This is a genomic window from Streptomyces sp. NPDC054786, from assembly GCF_053611685.1.
In genome coordinates this window covers 1-15,803 of sequence record NZ_JBSHAW010000014.1, presented here as the reverse complement: position 1 = coordinate 15,803, position 15,803 = coordinate 1, and the positions used below count along the sequence as shown (strand labels likewise).

11 protein-coding genes and 2 tRNA genes are annotated in these 15,803 nt (G+C 71.0%); 8 read left to right on the top strand and 5 right to left on the bottom strand.

The window, feature by feature from the left end; translation table 11 throughout:
* Positions 1 to 144: 144 nt before the first annotated feature.
* The 4 genes from ACWGI6_RS13835 to ACWGI6_RS13820 all read left to right on the top strand — a co-directional run bounded on the left by ACWGI6_RS13835 (position 145) and on the right by ACWGI6_RS13820 (position 4,222).
* On the top strand, positions 145 to 924 hold the full coding sequence (locus ACWGI6_RS13835) for an HAD-IIA family hydrolase (RefSeq protein WP_393907266.1): 780 nt from the start codon (positions 145 to 147) through the stop codon (positions 922 to 924).
* Positions 925 to 1,372: 448 nt separating this feature from the next.
* Positions 1,373 to 1,993, top strand: a complete 621-nt coding sequence (locus ACWGI6_RS13830; protein ID WP_453267690.1) for a hypothetical protein — start codon at positions 1,373 to 1,375, stop codon at positions 1,991 to 1,993.
* On the top strand, positions 1,983 to 2,999 hold the full coding sequence (locus ACWGI6_RS13825) for a sortase domain-containing protein (protein ID WP_453267689.1): 1,017 nt from the start codon (positions 1,983 to 1,985) through the stop codon (positions 2,997 to 2,999). The genes ACWGI6_RS13830 and ACWGI6_RS13825 overlap by 11 nt, the downstream gene beginning before the upstream one ends.
* A gap of 143 nt (positions 3,000 to 3,142) precedes the next feature.
* Complete coding sequence (locus ACWGI6_RS13820) at positions 3,143 to 4,222, top strand: glycoside hydrolase family 6 protein (RefSeq protein ID WP_453267688.1); 1,080 nt, start codon at positions 3,143 to 3,145, stop codon at positions 4,220 to 4,222.
* A gap of 87 nt (positions 4,223 to 4,309) precedes the next feature.
* Here ACWGI6_RS13820 and ACWGI6_RS13815 read toward each other — a convergent pair whose 3' ends face one another.
* From ACWGI6_RS13815 to ACWGI6_RS13805, 3 genes are all read right to left on the bottom strand, one after another.
* Positions 4,310 to 6,262 carry a galactose oxidase-like domain-containing protein gene (locus tag ACWGI6_RS13815; RefSeq protein ID WP_453267687.1) on the bottom strand — a complete coding sequence of 651 codons (1,953 nt, stop codon included), beginning with the start codon at positions 6,260 to 6,262 and terminating at the stop codon, positions 4,310 to 4,312.
* Positions 6,259 to 8,226, bottom strand: a complete 1,968-nt coding sequence (locus ACWGI6_RS13810; protein ID WP_453267686.1) for a glycosyltransferase family 2 protein — start codon at positions 8,224 to 8,226, stop codon at positions 6,259 to 6,261. Before ACWGI6_RS13810 ends, ACWGI6_RS13815 begins: the two co-directional genes overlap by 4 nt.
* Before the next feature lie 1,311 nt (positions 8,227 to 9,537).
* A tRNA-Lys gene (locus tag ACWGI6_RS13805) sits at positions 9,538 to 9,611 on the bottom strand.
* Positions 9,612 to 10,069: 458 nt separating this feature from the next.
* On the opposite strand from ACWGI6_RS13805, the gene ACWGI6_RS13800 reads away from it, so the two are divergent.
* From ACWGI6_RS13800 to ACWGI6_RS13785, 4 genes are all read left to right on the top strand, one after another.
* Entirely contained in the window at positions 10,070 to 10,489 is a 420-nt protein-coding gene (locus ACWGI6_RS13800; RefSeq protein WP_393906332.1) for an SsgA family sporulation/cell division regulator, read from the top strand.
* Between the two features lie 416 nt (positions 10,490 to 10,905).
* Positions 10,906 to 11,889, top strand: coding sequence for a hypothetical protein (locus tag ACWGI6_RS13795; RefSeq protein WP_453267685.1), 984 nt, complete (start codon positions 10,906 to 10,908; stop codon positions 11,887 to 11,889).
* Positions 11,890 to 12,196: 307 nt separating this feature from the next.
* Positions 12,197 to 12,790 carry a lytic polysaccharide monooxygenase auxiliary activity family 9 protein gene (locus ACWGI6_RS13790; protein WP_453267684.1) on the top strand — a complete coding sequence of 198 codons (594 nt, stop codon included), beginning with the start codon at positions 12,197 to 12,199 and terminating at the stop codon, positions 12,788 to 12,790.
* Between the two features lie 446 nt (positions 12,791 to 13,236).
* Entirely contained in the window at positions 13,237 to 14,991 is a 1,755-nt protein-coding gene (locus ACWGI6_RS13785; RefSeq protein WP_453267803.1) for an AMP-binding protein, read from the top strand.
* A gap of 187 nt (positions 14,992 to 15,178) precedes the next feature.
* On the opposite strand, the gene ACWGI6_RS13780 is transcribed toward ACWGI6_RS13785, so the two are convergent.
* A tRNA-Lys gene (locus ACWGI6_RS13780) sits at positions 15,179 to 15,252 on the bottom strand.
* A gap of 115 nt (positions 15,253 to 15,367) precedes the next feature.
* Positions 15,368 to 15,803, bottom strand: a 436-nt coding sequence (locus tag ACWGI6_RS13775; RefSeq protein WP_453267683.1) for an IclR family transcriptional regulator domain-containing protein, incomplete at its 5' end; no start/stop codon positions are given.

Below are 15,803 nucleotides of genomic sequence, written 5' to 3'. Positions count from 1 at the left end.
GTGATCGCGGGGGTCAGGGCTTCCGCCCCCTGACTTAGGGTGGAGGCGTCGGCCGTAGGTTCGAGGCGTGGGTCGCTCACTGGTCCACGGCACGCGCGGAGACGGCCGGCGCCCCTGGTCAACACGCACGGCAGGAGTCCGGCAGTGGCAGAGCGCAAGCCGATCGAGTCATGGCTCACCGACATGGACGGCGTCCTGATGCACGAGGGCATTCCGGTCCCCGGGGCGGACGCCTTCATCAAGCGGCTTCGCGAGTCGGGCAAGCCCTTTCTCGTGCTGACCAACAACTCCATCTACACCCCGCGTGACCTGCACGCCCGCCTGAACCGCATCGGGCTGGAGGTGCCGTGGGAGTCGATCTGGACGTCCGCGCTGGCCACCGCCCAGTTCCTGGACGACCAGCGGCCCGGCGGCACGGCGTACGTCATCGGGGAGGCGGGCCTGACCACCGCCCTGCACGACATCGGCTACGTCCTGACCGACCACTCCCCGGACTATGTGGTCCTCGGCGAGACCCGCACCTACAGCTTCGAGGCGCTGACGAAGGCGATCCGGCTGATCAACGAGGGGGCGCGGTTCATCGCCACCAACCCCGACGAGACCGGTCCCTCCCCGCAGGGCGCGCTGCCCGCGACCGGCTCGGTGGCCGCGCTGATCACCAAGGCGACGGGCATCGATCCGTACTTCGTCGGCAAGCCCAACCCGCTGATGATGCGGCACGGTCTCAATGTCATCGGCGCCCACTCCGAGACCTCCGCGATGATCGGCGACCGGATGGACACCGACGTGCTCGCCGGTCTGGAGGCGGGCATGGAGACCTTCCTCGTACTGACCGGGCTGACCCGCCCCGAAGAGGTCGACCGGCACCCGTTCCGGCCCTCCCGTGTGGTGGACTCGATCGCGGACCTCATCGATCTGGTGTGAGCGGCGTCGGGGGCGCGTGACCCGGCAGGAGCTGCGTCTGGAGGGCTTGGCCGGGCGGTGCTGCGGTGGGGGTGCCTTGCCCTGGCCGGGCGTGGGGCGTGTGGCTGCGCCGGCCGGTCGTGGTGACTGCCTTGGCCGGTCGTCGGGCCTGGCTGTGCCGGGCGGTCGTCGGGCGTGAGGGTGCCGGCCGGTCGTCGTGACTGCCTGGCCGTCGTCTGGCGTGATCGACCTGGCCGGATGGTGGTCGTCGAACGTCGCCACAGGCGTCCCGGGCCACCGCCCCCACAGGCGTTCCGGCGCCCGGACGTCCCGGACCCCCACTCGAACGGCGCAGCCTCGGACCGCACCGGATGCGGCCGGGGGCGCGCGGGCGGACCTTCGGAGTTATCGGAGGTTCACCATGCGCTCACGGCAACTTGCTCTCTGTGCCGCGGTCGCGGCTTGCGCGGTGACGACGCCGCCCGCGTACGCCGGGGACGCACGCGCCACCCGGACCGGAACGGTCTCGGTCACCCCCGCGTCGGCCGCCCCCGGCGGTGCGGTCACCCGGCGAGACACCGGCTGCCACGCCGGGCGGGCCACCATCCGACCGGAGGCCTTCGCCGACGCGGTACCGCTCGTCCGTGCCGCGGGGGGCCGGACCGACGGCGCCCGGATACGTCCCGACGCCTTGCCCGATGTCTTGCCCGGCGCCCACCCGCGCACCGTCGTCTGTCCGGTCGGTACCGGCCGCACGGCAATCCCTGCGGGGACGACGCAGGCCGGCACGGCCACCACGGCGGCGGCCCCGGCCGCCCACCTCGCTTCGACCGCCCATCCCGCGTCGGCCACCCAGTTGGTCCCGGCCGCCCACCCCGCTTCGGCCGTCCACCCCATTCCGGTCATCCACCTCGCCTCGGCCGCTGACCCCGACGCGCCCGCCAAGGCTTCCCCGAGTCGCGAGCTGAGCAGCACCTCGGCCGTCGGCCTGGTGCTGGCCGGCGGCGCCATCCTGGTCATCGCGGGTCAACTGCTCCGGCTCCGGCTGCGACTGCGCCGCGAGCGGCAGGGCGACGCCGATGAGCACTGAGGAACAGGGACGGGCCGAGGCAGTGGTCGGGGTGCCTGCCCTGTCCGGCGCGGGCGGCGTACGCAGCGGGGACGGCGTACGCAGCCGGGACGGCGTACGGAGCCGGGACGGCGTACATGGCGCGGCCGCTGCGCCCGGCATGAGCGTCGTATTCGGTACCTCCGGCGCACCCGGTACGTCCGGCGCGCCCGGTACCTCCGGCACCCCTGACACCCTCAGCCCCCTCGCCCCGCCCGGCACCCACACCACCTCCACCCCCACCACCCCCAGCCCTGCCCACAGCCCCAGCCGCACCCCCGGCCCCGCCCCCGGACAGCTCCTCGCCGGTGTGGCCTGGGCCGTGCTGCTGCTGGGCCTGTGGCTGTGGGGCCGAGATCTGGCGGACGGGGTGGCCGCGCAGCTCGCCACGACCGGCGATGTCGCCGCCGTCGGGCGCCCGTTGGGCCGTCAGGCGCCCCCGCATGCGCACACGCCGGTGCCCGCCGCGGCGACCGCGAAGCCCGTCGGGATCACTGTCGACGCACTCGGTGTACGGGAGGGCGGCATCGCCGAACGAGGCCTCGATGAGCACGGCATCCTCACCCCGCCCCCGGGCACCTCCCCGGACCTCGTCGGCTGGTACGCCGAAGGGCCGCAACCGGGCGAGGCGGGCGCGGCGTTGCTCGTGGGCCGGGCCGGCGCCGATCGCGGCCCGCGCGCCCGGCGGACCGTCGTCCACCGTCTGACCGCCGTCAAGCCGGGGGAGCGGGTGGACATCCAGCGCTCCGACGGCAGTACCGCACACTTCACCGTCGAGGACGTCCAGCTCTACGACCGTGACCGCTTCGACGCGCGCAAGGCCTACGCCTCCCGAGAACGGGGCCGTTCCGAACTCCGGCTGATCCTCGAAGACGGCGGCCACGGCGGCCACGGCACCGGACACGCGCGCGGCAACGGCCTCGCGAACGTGGTCGTGGTCTCCGCCTACTTGACGTCCCTTCAGGCGGCGGGCGCGGGTGACGGCTGAACCACCACGGACGTCATTCGTCAAGCCTCTTAGCAGCCTGTGGACAGCCCCCTCCACAGGCCGACCTCGGCGGACGGCCGTGTGCCACGATGTTTGTGGTCGGCGTCCCCGCCGGTCGTGTTCGATGTTCCGAGGGGGAGTGGATGTACGGCGATCTGCGACGGATGGCCGGGGTCGGTCCGCCGGGCGGGCCCCGCGACGGCCGGCGGCGCACCGCGCATGCCAGGGCGGCAACGACGAGGGCGACCGTGGGGGCACTGGCTCTGCTGCTGCTCGCCGGCTGCTCCTCGTCCGACGGCAACGACGACAGCGTTCCGGCCAAACCGGGCCAACGCCCCAAGTCCGTCGCACCGTTCTGGGTCAACCCGGAAAGCAAGGCGGCCCGCCAGGTGTCCGCCTACGGCAACGAGGGCAGGTCCGCGGACGCCCGCCTGGCCAACAAGATCGCGGCGCAGCCGGTCGCGGAGTGGATAGGCGTCGACGACCCGCAGGGGGAGGCGAGCGGCTTCACCCAGGCGGCCGCAAAGGCCGACCGCGAGGCGCTGCTCGTTCTCTACAACATCCCGCACCGCGACTGCGGCCGCTACTCCCAGGGCGGCGCCGCCGACGGCAATGCGTACCGGACCTGGCTGGACGGCGTGCTCAAGGGCATCGGTGACCGCGCCACCACTGTCATCCTGGAGCCCGACGCGCTACCGCACATCGCGGACAAGTGCACCCCGCAGCAGTTCCACGAGGAGCGCTACGCCCTGCTGACGGAGGCGGTCGGCAAGCTCAAGGCGCTGCCGCACACCAAGGTCTATCTCGACGCCGGCAATCCTCACTGGATCAAGGACCCGGGCCAGTTGGTGGAGCCCCTCAAGCGGGCCGGTATCGACCGCGCCGACGGCTTCGCGCTGAACATCTCCAACTACCAGACCACCGCGGAGAACACGAAGTACGGCAAGCGGCTGTCCGCCATGGTCGGCGGCAAGCACTTCGTTATCGACACCAGCCGCAACGGCAACGGCCCGGCCCCCGGCGGCGACGACCCGGAAAACTGGTGCAACCCGCCCGGCCGCGCCCTGGGCACCCCACCGACCACCAAGACCGATGACCCCCTGATAGCCGCCTACCTGTGGATCAAACGCCCGGGGGAGTCCGACGGCACCTGCAAGGGCGGCCCCAAGGCGGGCGCGTGGTGGCCCAAGTACGCCCTGGGGCTGGCGCGTAGCGCGAAGTAGCGTCCGTACCCGTGGCGGCGACCGCTCCCGTGCCTGCGTCCGTGGCGGCGACCGGGGCCGGTCGCCGCCACGGCGGAAGAAGAGCCCTCAGGGCCGGTCCGCCGACACCTTCACCCACACCGCCTTCGACGGTGTCCCCTTCCCGTCCACCGCGTTCAGCATGTACCACCCGGGTGGTACCAGCGACGGGTCCTTGGGCAGGGTGACCGTCACTCCGTCCCCGCCTTTCGCCACCGTGAAGTCCAGCGCGATCGAGCGCTGTTCGACATTGGTGACATGGGTGAACGAGCCGGGGCGGATCAGCCGCATCTTCTTGATGCCGGCGGCGTGCGGGGAGCCGTAGGTCGCGCTGCTGCCGAGCGCGACCGTCCTGGGCCCCTTGTCCGTCAGCTCGGGACGCGACTTCCGGTAGAGGTACGGCGGGGTGTAGAGGTCGATCTGCTGCTGGAAGACACCCGGCTTGGTGTTGTCCTTGTCCGCGTAGAGGGAGTCGGAGCCGAAGGTCATCACCCGGCCGTCGGGCAGCAGCAGCGCACCGGAGTGGTAGTTACGGCCCACCAGCGGGTCGGCCACCTGGTGCGCGGAGTTGGTCGCCGGGTCGTACAGCTCCGCCTTGAGGATGTTGGAGTCGCTGCGGCCGCGGTAGTCACCGGAGCCGTTCGTGGTCAGCACGGTGTCGTCCGGCATGATCACGCTGCTCGGGTAGCGGGCCTTCGCATACAGCGGAGGACCGTCCTTGAAGCGCGGCGACGGGGCGTGCAGATCCACGATGCGGGTCTTGTCCGTCGCCTTCGGGTCCTCGCCGACCCCGCCCCCGCCCAGCACCATGTACCGCTGTTCCTGCGCCGGCGGCAGCAGTACCGACATCGACGTCTCCAGGATCTTCGGATCGCTCATCCCGGGCACGACCTGGAACTTGTTGGATTTCAGGTCCCAGATGCCGGGGGTGCGGCCGATATTGTCCGGGCCGTAGCCGGCGTTGGAGCCGGTGTAGAAGATCCGGCCCTGGTCGGTGAGGAAGAGCGCCGGGTAGGTCGGGAAGAAGCGCCGCTTGGGCAGGTAGCTCCACTTCTTCGTCTTCGGGTCGTAGACCTCCTGCTTGCCGGGGACGACCTGCCCGATCTCGTCCAGCCCGGAGACGGAGAGGACCTTGCCGTCCTGCAGCGTGGTGAGCGTCGGATACCAGCGGGCCTCGTTCATCGGGTCGACGGGTATGTAGCGCTCGGCCACCGGGTCGAACTCGAACGAGTCCTTGATCCCTTGGAAGTCCTTCTTGTCGAAGGACAACTTCTGTGCGATGCCGTAGAAGTTGTGGGCAGCCGCGCCGGTCAGGCCGTGAATACGGTAGTTGTCCTGGGAGCCGGTGGAGTGGCTGCGGCCGTCCTTGAGGGCCTCGACATAGACCCGGGCCTCGCTGTGCACCACGGTGACCTTGCCGGTCGCCGGGTTCGTGGTCTTCTTCGCCCGCGGCACCACGACCGGGTCCTTGGCGGCGAAGGTCTTGCCGTTCTGCTTGCCGGTGAAGAGCGTGCCGGCCGGGAACGTCTTCGGGCCGTCCGGATCCTCGTTGTAGATGATCATGAGGCCGCCGGCCTTCTTCACATCACCGTTCAGCTTCTCGTAGCGCTGGGTGCCGCCGGCCACCAGGAGCTTGCCGTCCGGGAGCTGGGTGTGCCCGGAGCAGAAGAGGTCCTTGGGCGTGGGGATGTTCTTGAAGGTGTTCTTCTCCGGATCCCACAGGACCGTACGGAACGACTTGGCCTTGAAATTCGCCGCGTTGTTGCCGGAGCCCGCGACCAGCAGCACCTTCCCGGTGTGCAGCAGGGCCGCGTGGATGGTGTTGATGCGGTACTTGTCCGGGACGTTGACGACATCCCAGTGGCCGTTCGCCGCCTTGTACTCGGGCTTGTTGATCTCGTACTGGTGGTACTGCTCCGAGGCGAAGCCGTAGAGGGCCGGCCCGTTCATTGCGGCCAGCGCGAGCACCACCGCCGCCGCTATCGACACTCTGCGGGTGCGACGGCTCGGACGGTACTTCATGTGTGACGTCCCCCAAGGGCGATCTGCAGGGTCTGTTCGGCGGTGAGCGCCGGGTCGGCGGCCTGGTCTGCGGCCTGGTCAGTGGCCGGCGGCGGGTCGGCGGCCTGGTCTGGGGCCTGGTCAGTGGCCGGCGGCGGGTCGGCGGCAGCGCCCGTGTCGGCCGCCGCCCTCCGCTTCCGCTGCTCACCCCGTACGGACAGCCGCCAGGCGATGATCGGCGCGGCGGTGATCAGCAACGCGAGGGTGGCCCAGGTGACCATCGCCGGATGGCTGTGCCCCAGCACGAACGATGCACCCAGCGAGCCCCCGAAGACGAGAAGGAAGAACAGGTGCACCCGGAACGTCCCGAAGAGCGTGTCCGGGCTGGAGGAGTCGCCCTTCGGCGTGACCACGAACTTGCTCTTGCGGCGCAGCACCGTGTCGAACAGCGACCTGGCGTAGATCGGCGCGGACAGCGCGGACATCACCATGCCGGCGATCCCGCCGGAGCCCTCCGGCTCGTGCGGCGAGACATTGTGCCGCCGGTTCCAGATGTACAGGCCGATCTGCAGCGCCGAGGCATTGCCGTAGAGCATCATCCACACCGCCGGATCGATCTGCACACCCGACGCCCCCAGACCCAGGAACAGCGCACAACTCAGCGCCGCCAGAATCCAGTTCAGCGCCGACATCGGGTAGAAGATCACCATCATGGTGTAGTTGAAGAGCCGGCCCGGCGGCAGCGTGAACGGCGCCTTCCAGAACTGCTTGAGGATCGTCTCGTACGTCCCGCGCGACCAGCGCAGCTGCTGGGTGAAGAAGTCGGTCCAGGCCGTGGGCCCCTCGCCGACCGCGAGCACGTCCGGGGTGTAGACGGAGCGCCACTTCTTCCCGGTCCGCGGGTTGCGGTGCCGGTGCATCTCGAAGCCGGTCGCCATGTCCTCGGTGATCGAGTCGTACAGCCCGCCGATCTGCTGCAGTGCGCTGATGCGTACGGCGTTGGACGTACCGACGAACATCGGCGCGCCGTAGCGGTTGCCGGCCCGCTGGATCAGCGCATGGAAGAGGAACTGCTGGGACTCGGCGGCCTTGGTGACGAAGGTGTCGTAATTGCCGTACACCTGCGGGCCGATGACGAAGCCGACGTCCGGGTCGCGGAAGAAGCCCAGCATCCGCTCCAGGTAGTTGGGCAGCGGGACATGGTCGGTGTCGACGGAGGCGAAGTAGTCGTAGGCGTCGCCGTGTGCCTGCAGCCAGGCGTTGTAGTTGCCGTGCTTGGTCTTGGCGCGGTGCGGGCCCTTGGGCTGGTTCCACTCCGGGACGCCCTTGCGGCTGAAGTGGTGGACGCCCAGGCGCCGGCACACTTCCTTGACCTCGGGGTCGTCGCCCTCGTCCAGCAGCCAGACGTGCAGCAGACCGCGGTGGCGGATCTTGACCGCCGCCTCCAGGGTCTTCGTGACCATGGCGAGGGGCTCCTTGCCCGGCACGAAGGAGGTGAGGAAGGCGACGCGGGTGCCGCTCTCGGGTATGACCGGGACGGGGTCGCGGGCGACCAGGGTGGCGTGCGCGTTGGACAGCACATTCATGCAGCGGAAGAACTCGATCAGCCCGATCGAGACCAGCATGACGACGTCCAGCGCCGGAAGGAAGTCATAGGCGGGGTAGTCGCGTTCGGTCCAGTGGCTCGGCTGCATCAGCCAGACCAGCAGCCCGAACGAGAGCAGCGGCGCGGCGCCGAGCAGCAGGGCCGCCCGTATGCGGTGCGGTTCGTCCGCGAGCAGCGAGCGGTAGCGGACCTGGTAGGGCTTGTCCGGGTCGGGCCGGGTGAGCGGCCCGGCCAGCCGACTGTAGTGCTCGTAGTCATAGCGCGGCAGCGGCTTGCGCTGTATCCGCCGCTGCCAGTGCTGGCGTGGCACGCGCAGGCGAGCCGTGGCCGACGAGTCGTACGGGCGCTGCGGCCGGGAGCCGTCAGGCGGCGAGGTCATGAGTCCATCCCCCCGCACGCAACCTGGGCTGCGTGCCGTTTTGCTGCTGGCCCGAGTCCACGGTCCCCCGCGACCGACTCGGGCGCTCTGGTGCCGGCCGCCTGCACCGTCAGACGGTGGCAGCCATCTTCCGGTTGCGTATGCAACGCTGCCGCGATCCTGCCAAGCGGCGATTTCCCCGTGTTCACATCACGCCAACCGGCGTGCCCGTCTGGTCCCACTCGGCTGGACGCATCCTCTTTGCGCCGAGTTACCAGGTCAGGGTCCCTAACCGCCGTCGTGATGGCAAGAGTTGTCCAGGGAATTGTGTACAAGAGTGCGCAAGACGGGGCCGTGTGTGGCGCAGGGCACACTACTTTGATCCGGAAGTGGGGCTAATTTACCCGCTGTCGATGGATTTCGGGGTAATGGCGGCGAGGCCATTACTCTGCGGTGTGCGGCGGATTCCAGCGCGTAATGGGGCCGTTCCGTACCGGTAATGCCCCCGTCGATCCGCCGTCAACCGGCAAAGACGAACGGCCCGCCGGGGGATTCCCCGACAGGGCACGGCGGAGGGCGCCAACATCGCCCTGACCTGAACGAACGGCCTGATCAAGTGACTTGAGGGCCCATGCATGCGGGAGGGGTCGGCGCCTGCGGGAATTTACCGGCAGGACGGGCGAGGGGCGGATCCGCGACGCGTTCGGCCCGTGCGTCGGCCAGGTGAAGTTACCTCCGCGTACGCCGATTTGGCCGAAGGTGCTGGTCACTCCCCGGGAATCCCTCTCCTCTCGATGCATCGGCGACGGCCGGTGGGGGCGCTGGAAGTGAGCCCCCGTCATGACGGTGTCACCGGGATTTCGGTACCTGCTGTAACGGTGCCTTCGCCGTCCTGGCGGCCGGGGTGGCAGCCGCCGCCCGTGGGCAGGTCCGGGCGGCTCGGAAAAGGCGCGAAATGGCGGAACGACGGGCCCGCGGAGAAAGGTGGCGGGCCTGCGGAGAGAAAGGAAGGAGACCACCGGCGACCGAATCCGTGTGCGATCAGGCAATTACTGTTTGTGATCGCAAGGAAATCGACTACTGCCGTCCAGGGGATCGCGAAGAACGGCGACCCGGGCCGGTTCGTGGCCGACCGTCCGCGCGGCCTCCATGGTCTCCGTGGCCTCCATGGCCTCCATGGCCTCGGCGGTGCCATGGGTGCGGCGGCATCAAGGGCGGCGCTTGCGCCGTTCGGCCTCCGGGCCCGATGCGCGACGAAAGGAGGAGCCGGCCATCCGTCCGGCCGACCCCATGACTGAGGCCCCCCGCATGGCGAGGGGCCTCAGTCGTACGTGCGCCGCCAGGGACTCGAACCCCGGACCCGCTGATTAAGAGTCAGCTGCTCTAACCAACTGAGCTAGCGGCGCGCGCTGACCTGGAGAACTTTACACGAACTCAAGAGCTGCTCCGTACCCCCGACCGCGCCGCTCACGCGCCCGGCCCATGTGATCCCGGCCACGCGCGATGGTGTCCGGTCCGTCGGTCATACCTCACGAGCACGGTGTCCTGTATGAGGCGAAAGTCCCTTGGTGCGGGGATCTTCGGCCGCTGGCTCGCCCGAATTGCTCCGTGAAGATCGAGTTCATCGAGTCCATAGCGGTAGATCATCAGTTGCCCCGTCAACATGCGATATCTCCTGCCGGTTGAGAGGCTGAGACGAACGTCGGGACGAAAGAACTGAACACGCCCGGAGGGTGCCGGGCCATGGCGTCCGTCACTCCTCCGCCGCCTCTTGCAACCCCACCCTCCACAGCTACGTCTGCCAGGACGCGCGCCCCGGACCGGGTCCCCGGGACTCGCCCCTCCGTCGGAAAGGTTGATCGTCATGGTGTCGACAGCCAAGCGCACCCTTGAGATGCAGCTCCTCCTCGGGCCGGACGAAGCAGTTCCGGTGGCCGGCCGGTTCAGCTATCGCAGTGACCGCCCGTACGAGGTCGAGGTCGCGTTCATCAGCCGTGGCCAGAAGGTGGCCACCTGGCTGTTCGCCCGTGATCTGCTGCTGGCGGGGCTGTACGACGAAGCAGGTGAGGGGGACGTACGGGTGTGGCCCTTCCGCCTGCCGGGCGCATCGCGCCGCGTACATATTGAGCTGTCCACCGATGACAGCGTGTGCGAGCTGTCGGTACGCGCGATCGAGCTGACCGCCTGGCTGGAGCAGACCGCGGCGATCGTCCCGCCCGGCCATGAGGACCGCTATCTCGACATGGACACCCACCTGGCCCGGCTGTTCGCCGGGAAGTGCTGATGGGGGACAGGGCGATCATGACCACGACCACGAGCATGACCACGAGCACGACTCCGACCCCGGCGACGACTGCGCCCGGAACCGTGGGCGCGACCCGGGCTGCGGGGGTGCCCGCGGCCAGGTCTGCGGTCACGGCCGGGGCCGGGCCATCGACCGGGCCGGCGACCACGGCCGGACCTGCGGGTGTGCCGGCGATCGCTCCCGGGGCCGGTGGACGGTCCGGCCCGTCCGGTACGTCCCGTGCCGCCGGCCCGTCTGCCGTGCCGCCGGCGAGCTCCGGAACCCCGGCCCGCACACCGGATCACGGCCCCGGCATAGCGTCGTCCGTTCCCGCGGCTCCCGCCGTTCCCGTCACCTCCTCCCCGCACGATCCCTGTGCTCACGGCTTTCTGCCCGAGCGGCCGCCCGTCCGTTCCATGATCGGAACCTGGACCCGGCTGGACGCCATGGCGCGCGCGGCCGCCGTCGCGCCCGACCGGGACGCCGCCATTGCGCTCGTCGAACGCGCTCATCGCGCCGAGGAGTTGTCCGCCCTGCGGCAGCGCGTCTCCCGTCTCTCCCTGCGCAACGCGGAGGCCGCCGCCATGCGGATCGCGGTGATCGCGGTCTCCTGTGGCTGGGGTGGACTCGACCCGCAGGCTCCGGCCGCTCGCGAGGTCGCCGACGCGGCGTTTCTCGAACTGTGGGCGGCGGTCGCGCACCGTATCGACCACGATCAGTTCGTCGCCCTGCCCACCCTCGCGCTCCACAACTGGGTCCCCGAACGCAAACCCCGCCGCCACATCCCCATCGATCAACTGGCCCGTACCGAAGTGCTCGTGCCGATCGTCCGTTGGGCTCCGGAGGGTCAGCCACTCAGCCGGCTGGACCGGTTGATGCTGGCCGCCACCCGCCTGGAGGCGCACGGGATCTGGCTCTTCCGGCTCGCCGAGACCCTTGCGGGCCGGTCACCTGACGACTCCTCCACCCCGACGGCGCTGCGCCGCCTGGTCCGTGTCCAGCATGCGCTGCGCGCCCAGCTCCTGGCCGAGGCGACGGACCTGGCGGCCGCGCCGGCCACGCCGCAGCAGTGTGCGGTGCTCGGCGCGCTCGCCGAACAGGGCGCCCTGGAGCCGCCGGTACTCCAGGCCGCCGAGGCGGTGCTGGGCATCGGCGGACGCCGTATGGGCGAGGGCAGACGCCAGCTGCTGCGACGCCATCTCCCGGCGCAGCACCGTGCCTGGCTCAGCGCGATGGACCGCCACTGCGCACCCGTACGCACCCTCGCCCACCGCGGCGGCCCCGATGCCGCCGTCTACCGCGAGGCCCAGGAGTCCCTGATCGCGCTCCGCCGCACCTACACGGCCCTCGTACAGGCCGCCGCCCGCCCCACCACGGCCCCGCTCACGGCGGCAGCCTGACGCCGCCCCGACCGACCCGATACGGCCCGACCGACCCGACCGCCCGATCCGCGGCCCGACCCGATCCGGCCCGACCCGCGGCCTGCTCCGATACCCGGCCCGCCCCGCGGACGGCCCGGTCCGTCGCGCCCGCCTCGCCGCTCCCGACAGGCGGTCGACGCGGTCCGGCACAGAACCGGTCATTGGTCTGGACATGCCAACGCCGCACCTTTAGTCTGCGGTTTGGTCTAGACCGCAGTTCGGCATCGCAGTGCACTGCATTTCTCCCGGCTCATGGAACTCCCCCCACGTTCTTCAGGAGCGAAGCATGCGCAAAAAGATCAGTGCTGCCGTGATCGGCCTCGGCGTCCTCGGTGTCTCCCTTCTCGCTACGGGCAGCGCCTCCAGTCACGGCTACAGCGACGCGCCCCCCAGTCGGCAGGCGCTCTGCGCCAACGGCACCGTCAAGGATTGCGGCGCGATCCAGTACGAACCGCAGAGCGTCGAGGCCCCCAAGGGCTTCCCGGCCGCCGGCCCGGCGGACGGCAAGATCTGTTCCGGCGGGCATGAGAACTTCGCCGAGCTGGACGATCCGCGCGGCGGCAACTGGCCCGGCACCAAGCTCTCGCCCGGGCAGGGCTACACCTTCACCTGGCGGCTGACGGCACGGCACTCCACCACGGACTTCGAGTACTTCATCACCAAGGACGGCTACGACCCCGGCAAGCCGCTCACCCGCGCCGACCTGGAACCCGAACCGTTCATGACGGTCCCGATGGGCGGCGCGCAGCCGGGCGAGACCGTCCAGCACCAGGGCACCGTCCCCACCCAGAAGTCCGGCCGCCACATCATCCTCGGCGTCTGGAACATCGCCGACACGGGCAACGCCTTCTACGCCTGCTCGGACGTCGACCTTTCCTGAGGCCACCCCGCGCGCCGGACCGCAGCACGCCACCCCCCAGCCGGGCCTCCCCGCTTCCCCGGGGAGGCCCGGTCCGGTCAGTGCGCCGTCGGCGGCGGGTCCGGCCTGGCCGAGGGCCGGCCCGGCGCCCTGGGCGGTGAGCTCGCCCCCTGGCCGAGGACGGTAGTCCTCACGGCCGGCGACGGCGGTCCTAGTGGCGCCGAGCTCGGCGACAACACGGTGCCGAGACCGGCCGTCCGCATGACCGGACCGGTAGCCCGCACGGCCGAGACCGTCCGCACGCACGACCGGACCGGCAGCCCGCGCAGCCGAGATCAACCGTCCGCACGACCGCACCGCCGGAACCGGCAGTCCCCTTCCCCCGCCCGACGCCCGCCCGCCCCGCTCCACACCTGACGCTACGTCAGCTACCCTGCGGCGCCATGGCAGCCAACGGCACCAGCGGTATGGGCAGTTCCGGCGCCGCCACCGTCGCGGAGCTCGTACAGGCGCAGTGGGGTGATCACCGGGTGGGCGCGAAGTACGGGGATCTCCGGCTCACCCATCACGAGCTGGCGGGCGGTGCCGCCGCGCGGGCGGCGCTGCTGGGGGAGCTGCTGCCGCGTGGTGCACCGGCACATCTCGGGGTGCTGCTCGGCAATGTGCCCGAGTACCCGCTCTGGCTGAGTGCCGCGGCGCTCGCCGGGGCCGCTGTCGCCGGGATCAACCCCACGCGCCGCGGGCCGGAGCTCGCCCGCGACATCAGCCATACCGACTGCGCGCTGCTGATCACCGAACGCGCCCTGCTCCCGCTGCTCGCCGGCCTGGACCTCCCCGTCCCGCCCGAGCGGATCCTCGTCGTGGACGACCCTGCCTACCGGGAGCTGCTCGCGCCGTACGAGGGCACCACGCCCGGCGAGATCATGACCGACGGCCGCACCCGTATCCCGACGCCCGACTCCCGGATGCTGCTCTACTTCACCTCCGGCTCCACCGGCGCGCCCAAGGCCGCCCTGTGCACGCAGGGCCGGCTGGCCGCCGCCGGACGCTCGCTGGCCGGGTATCTCGGGGTGCGCCGGGACGACGTCCACTACCTCTGTATGCCGATGTTCCACGGCAATGCGGTGATCGCCGGCTGGGCCCCGGCACTCGCCGGCGGCGCCGCCGTGGCGCTGCGCCGCCGCTTCTCGGCCTCCGCCTTCCTCCCCGATGTACGCCACTACGGGGCCACCTACTTCACCTACGTCGGCCGGGCCGTGCAGTATGTGCTCGCCACCCCGCCCGCCCCCGACGACCGGGACCACCGGTTGCGCTGCGGGTTCGGCACCGAGGCCGGCGCCGTCGACGCCGCCCGCTTCGCCGAACGGTTCGGCGTCCGCCTGACGGAGGGGTACGGCTCCTCCGAGGGCGGCGCCGCGATCCAGCGCACACCGGACACCCCGCCCGGCGCCATCGGCCGGCCCGCGCCCGGAGACGATCTCGCCGTCGTCGACCCGGAGACCGGCGCCGAGCTGCCGCGCGCCCGCCTCGGCCCGGCCGGCCGGCTGCTGAACGGGGACCGGGCGATAGGGGAGCTGGTCAACCGCGGCCGCAGCTCCTTCGAGGGCTACTGGCGCAACCCCGAGGCGACCGCGGCCCGCACCCGCGGCCGGGGCGAAGGGCAGGTCGGCGCGGGCTGGTACTGGACCGGTGATCTCTTCTACCGGGACACCGAGGGGTTCTTCCACTTCGCCGGGCGCACGGATGACCGGCTGCGGGTCGACAGCGAGAATCTGGCCGTCGCGGTGATCGAGAACATCCTCGCCCGTTACGCCCCGGCCGCCGGCGTGGCCGTGTACGCGGTGCCCGACCCCGTCGCCGGGGACCAGGTCATGGCGGCCCTGGCACTGCGGGACGGCGCCGTGTTCGATCCGGACGACTTCGTGGCCTTTCTCGCCGCCCAGCCCGATCTCGGGACGAAGATGGCGCCCCGGTTCGTACGGACCGTGGACGCGCTGCCGGTGACGGCCACCCACAAGGTGCACCGGGCTGCCCTGCGGCGGGCCGGTTTCCGGTGCCCGGAGCCGGTCTGGTGGTCCCCGGTCACCTCGGCGGACCCGGCCGGGTCCGCCGCCCCTGCCGTCCCGGCCGGAAGCGCGTACCGCCCGTTCACCGCCGGGGACCGGGCCGCACTGCTGGCGCTGTATCGCGAGCACGGCCGGGATCCTCTGCTGGACCGCTGACCCTGGTGGCCCCGGAGCGGATGCCCAGCCCCGGAGCGGATGCCCAGCCCCGGACCGGATTCGCCGCTCCCCGGAACGGACGCCCCGCCCCGGACGGACGCCCCGCCTCCGGCCGCTGATCCGGCCCACCCCGTCACGACAAACAAAATGGGCGTTCCCGGAGAACCGGAAACGCCCACTCGATACGTGCGCCGCCAGGGACTCGAACCCCGGACCCGCTGATTAAGAGTCAGCTGCTCTAACCAACTGAGCTAGCGGCGCGCGCTGACGAAAGAAATACTACCTGGCCGAGAGGGGTGCTGATGACCACGGCGGCCGGGGAGGGCGAACGGCGGCGCCGACCGGTCCCTCCCGTGTCCGCCCGGCTCGCCCCGGCTCAGATGGCCAGCGACAGCAGTACCGGAGCGGCCTGACGGTTGAGGGCGTCGGCGGCCTGGCGCAGACGGTGGGCGTGCTCCAGCGGCATGGAGAGGGCGAGGCAGCCGACCGTCGCGCCGGCGGTGATCGGTACGGCCGCGCAGACCGTGCCGACGGCGTACTCCTGCAGGTCGAGGACGGGGACCGTGGCCGGCTGGCTGTCGAGCTTGTGGAACAGGACCTTCTCGTTGGTGATCGTCCGGGAGGTGAGCCGGGCGGTCTTGTGGCGTGAGAGATGGTCCTTGCGGCCGTCGTGGTCGAGCTGCGCCAGCAGACATTTGCCGACCGCGCTGGCATGCGCCGTGCGGTGGAACTCCGCCCACTCGTTGACCTTGGGGGCCAGCGGTCCGTCCGCGTAGTGCAGGATCTTCACCTCGCCGTCGATGTACCGGCTG

What these genes read in the sequence shown, in the direction of transcription:
- ACWGI6_RS13795 (WP_453267685.1), top strand. Translation starts at nt 10,906, where the DNA reads ATGATCGGAACCTGGACCCGGCTGGACGCCATGGCGCGCGCGGCCGCC.
- ACWGI6_RS13820 (WP_453267688.1), top strand. Translation starts at nt 3,143, where the DNA reads ATGTACGGCGATCTGCGACGGATGGCCGGGGTCGGTCCGCCGGGCGGG.
- ACWGI6_RS13785 (WP_453267803.1), top strand. Translation starts at nt 13,237, where the DNA reads ATGGGCAGTTCCGGCGCCGCCACCGTCGCGGAGCTCGTACAGGCGCAG.
- ACWGI6_RS13800 (WP_393906332.1), top strand. Translation starts at nt 10,070, where the DNA reads ATGGTGTCGACAGCCAAGCGCACCCTTGAGATGCAGCTCCTCCTCGGG.
- ACWGI6_RS13790 (WP_453267684.1), top strand. Translation starts at nt 12,197, where the DNA reads ATGCGCAAAAAGATCAGTGCTGCCGTGATCGGCCTCGGCGTCCTCGGT.
- ACWGI6_RS13815 (WP_453267687.1), bottom strand. Translation starts at nt 6,262, where the DNA reads ATGAAGTACCGTCCGAGCCGTCGCACCCGCAGAGTGTCGATAGCGGCG.
- ACWGI6_RS13810 (WP_453267686.1), bottom strand. Translation starts at nt 8,226, where the DNA reads ATGACCTCGCCGCCTGACGGCTCCCGGCCGCAGCGCCCGTACGACTCG.
- ACWGI6_RS13825 (WP_453267689.1), top strand. Translation starts at nt 1,983, where the DNA reads ATGAGCACTGAGGAACAGGGACGGGCCGAGGCAGTGGTCGGGGTGCCT.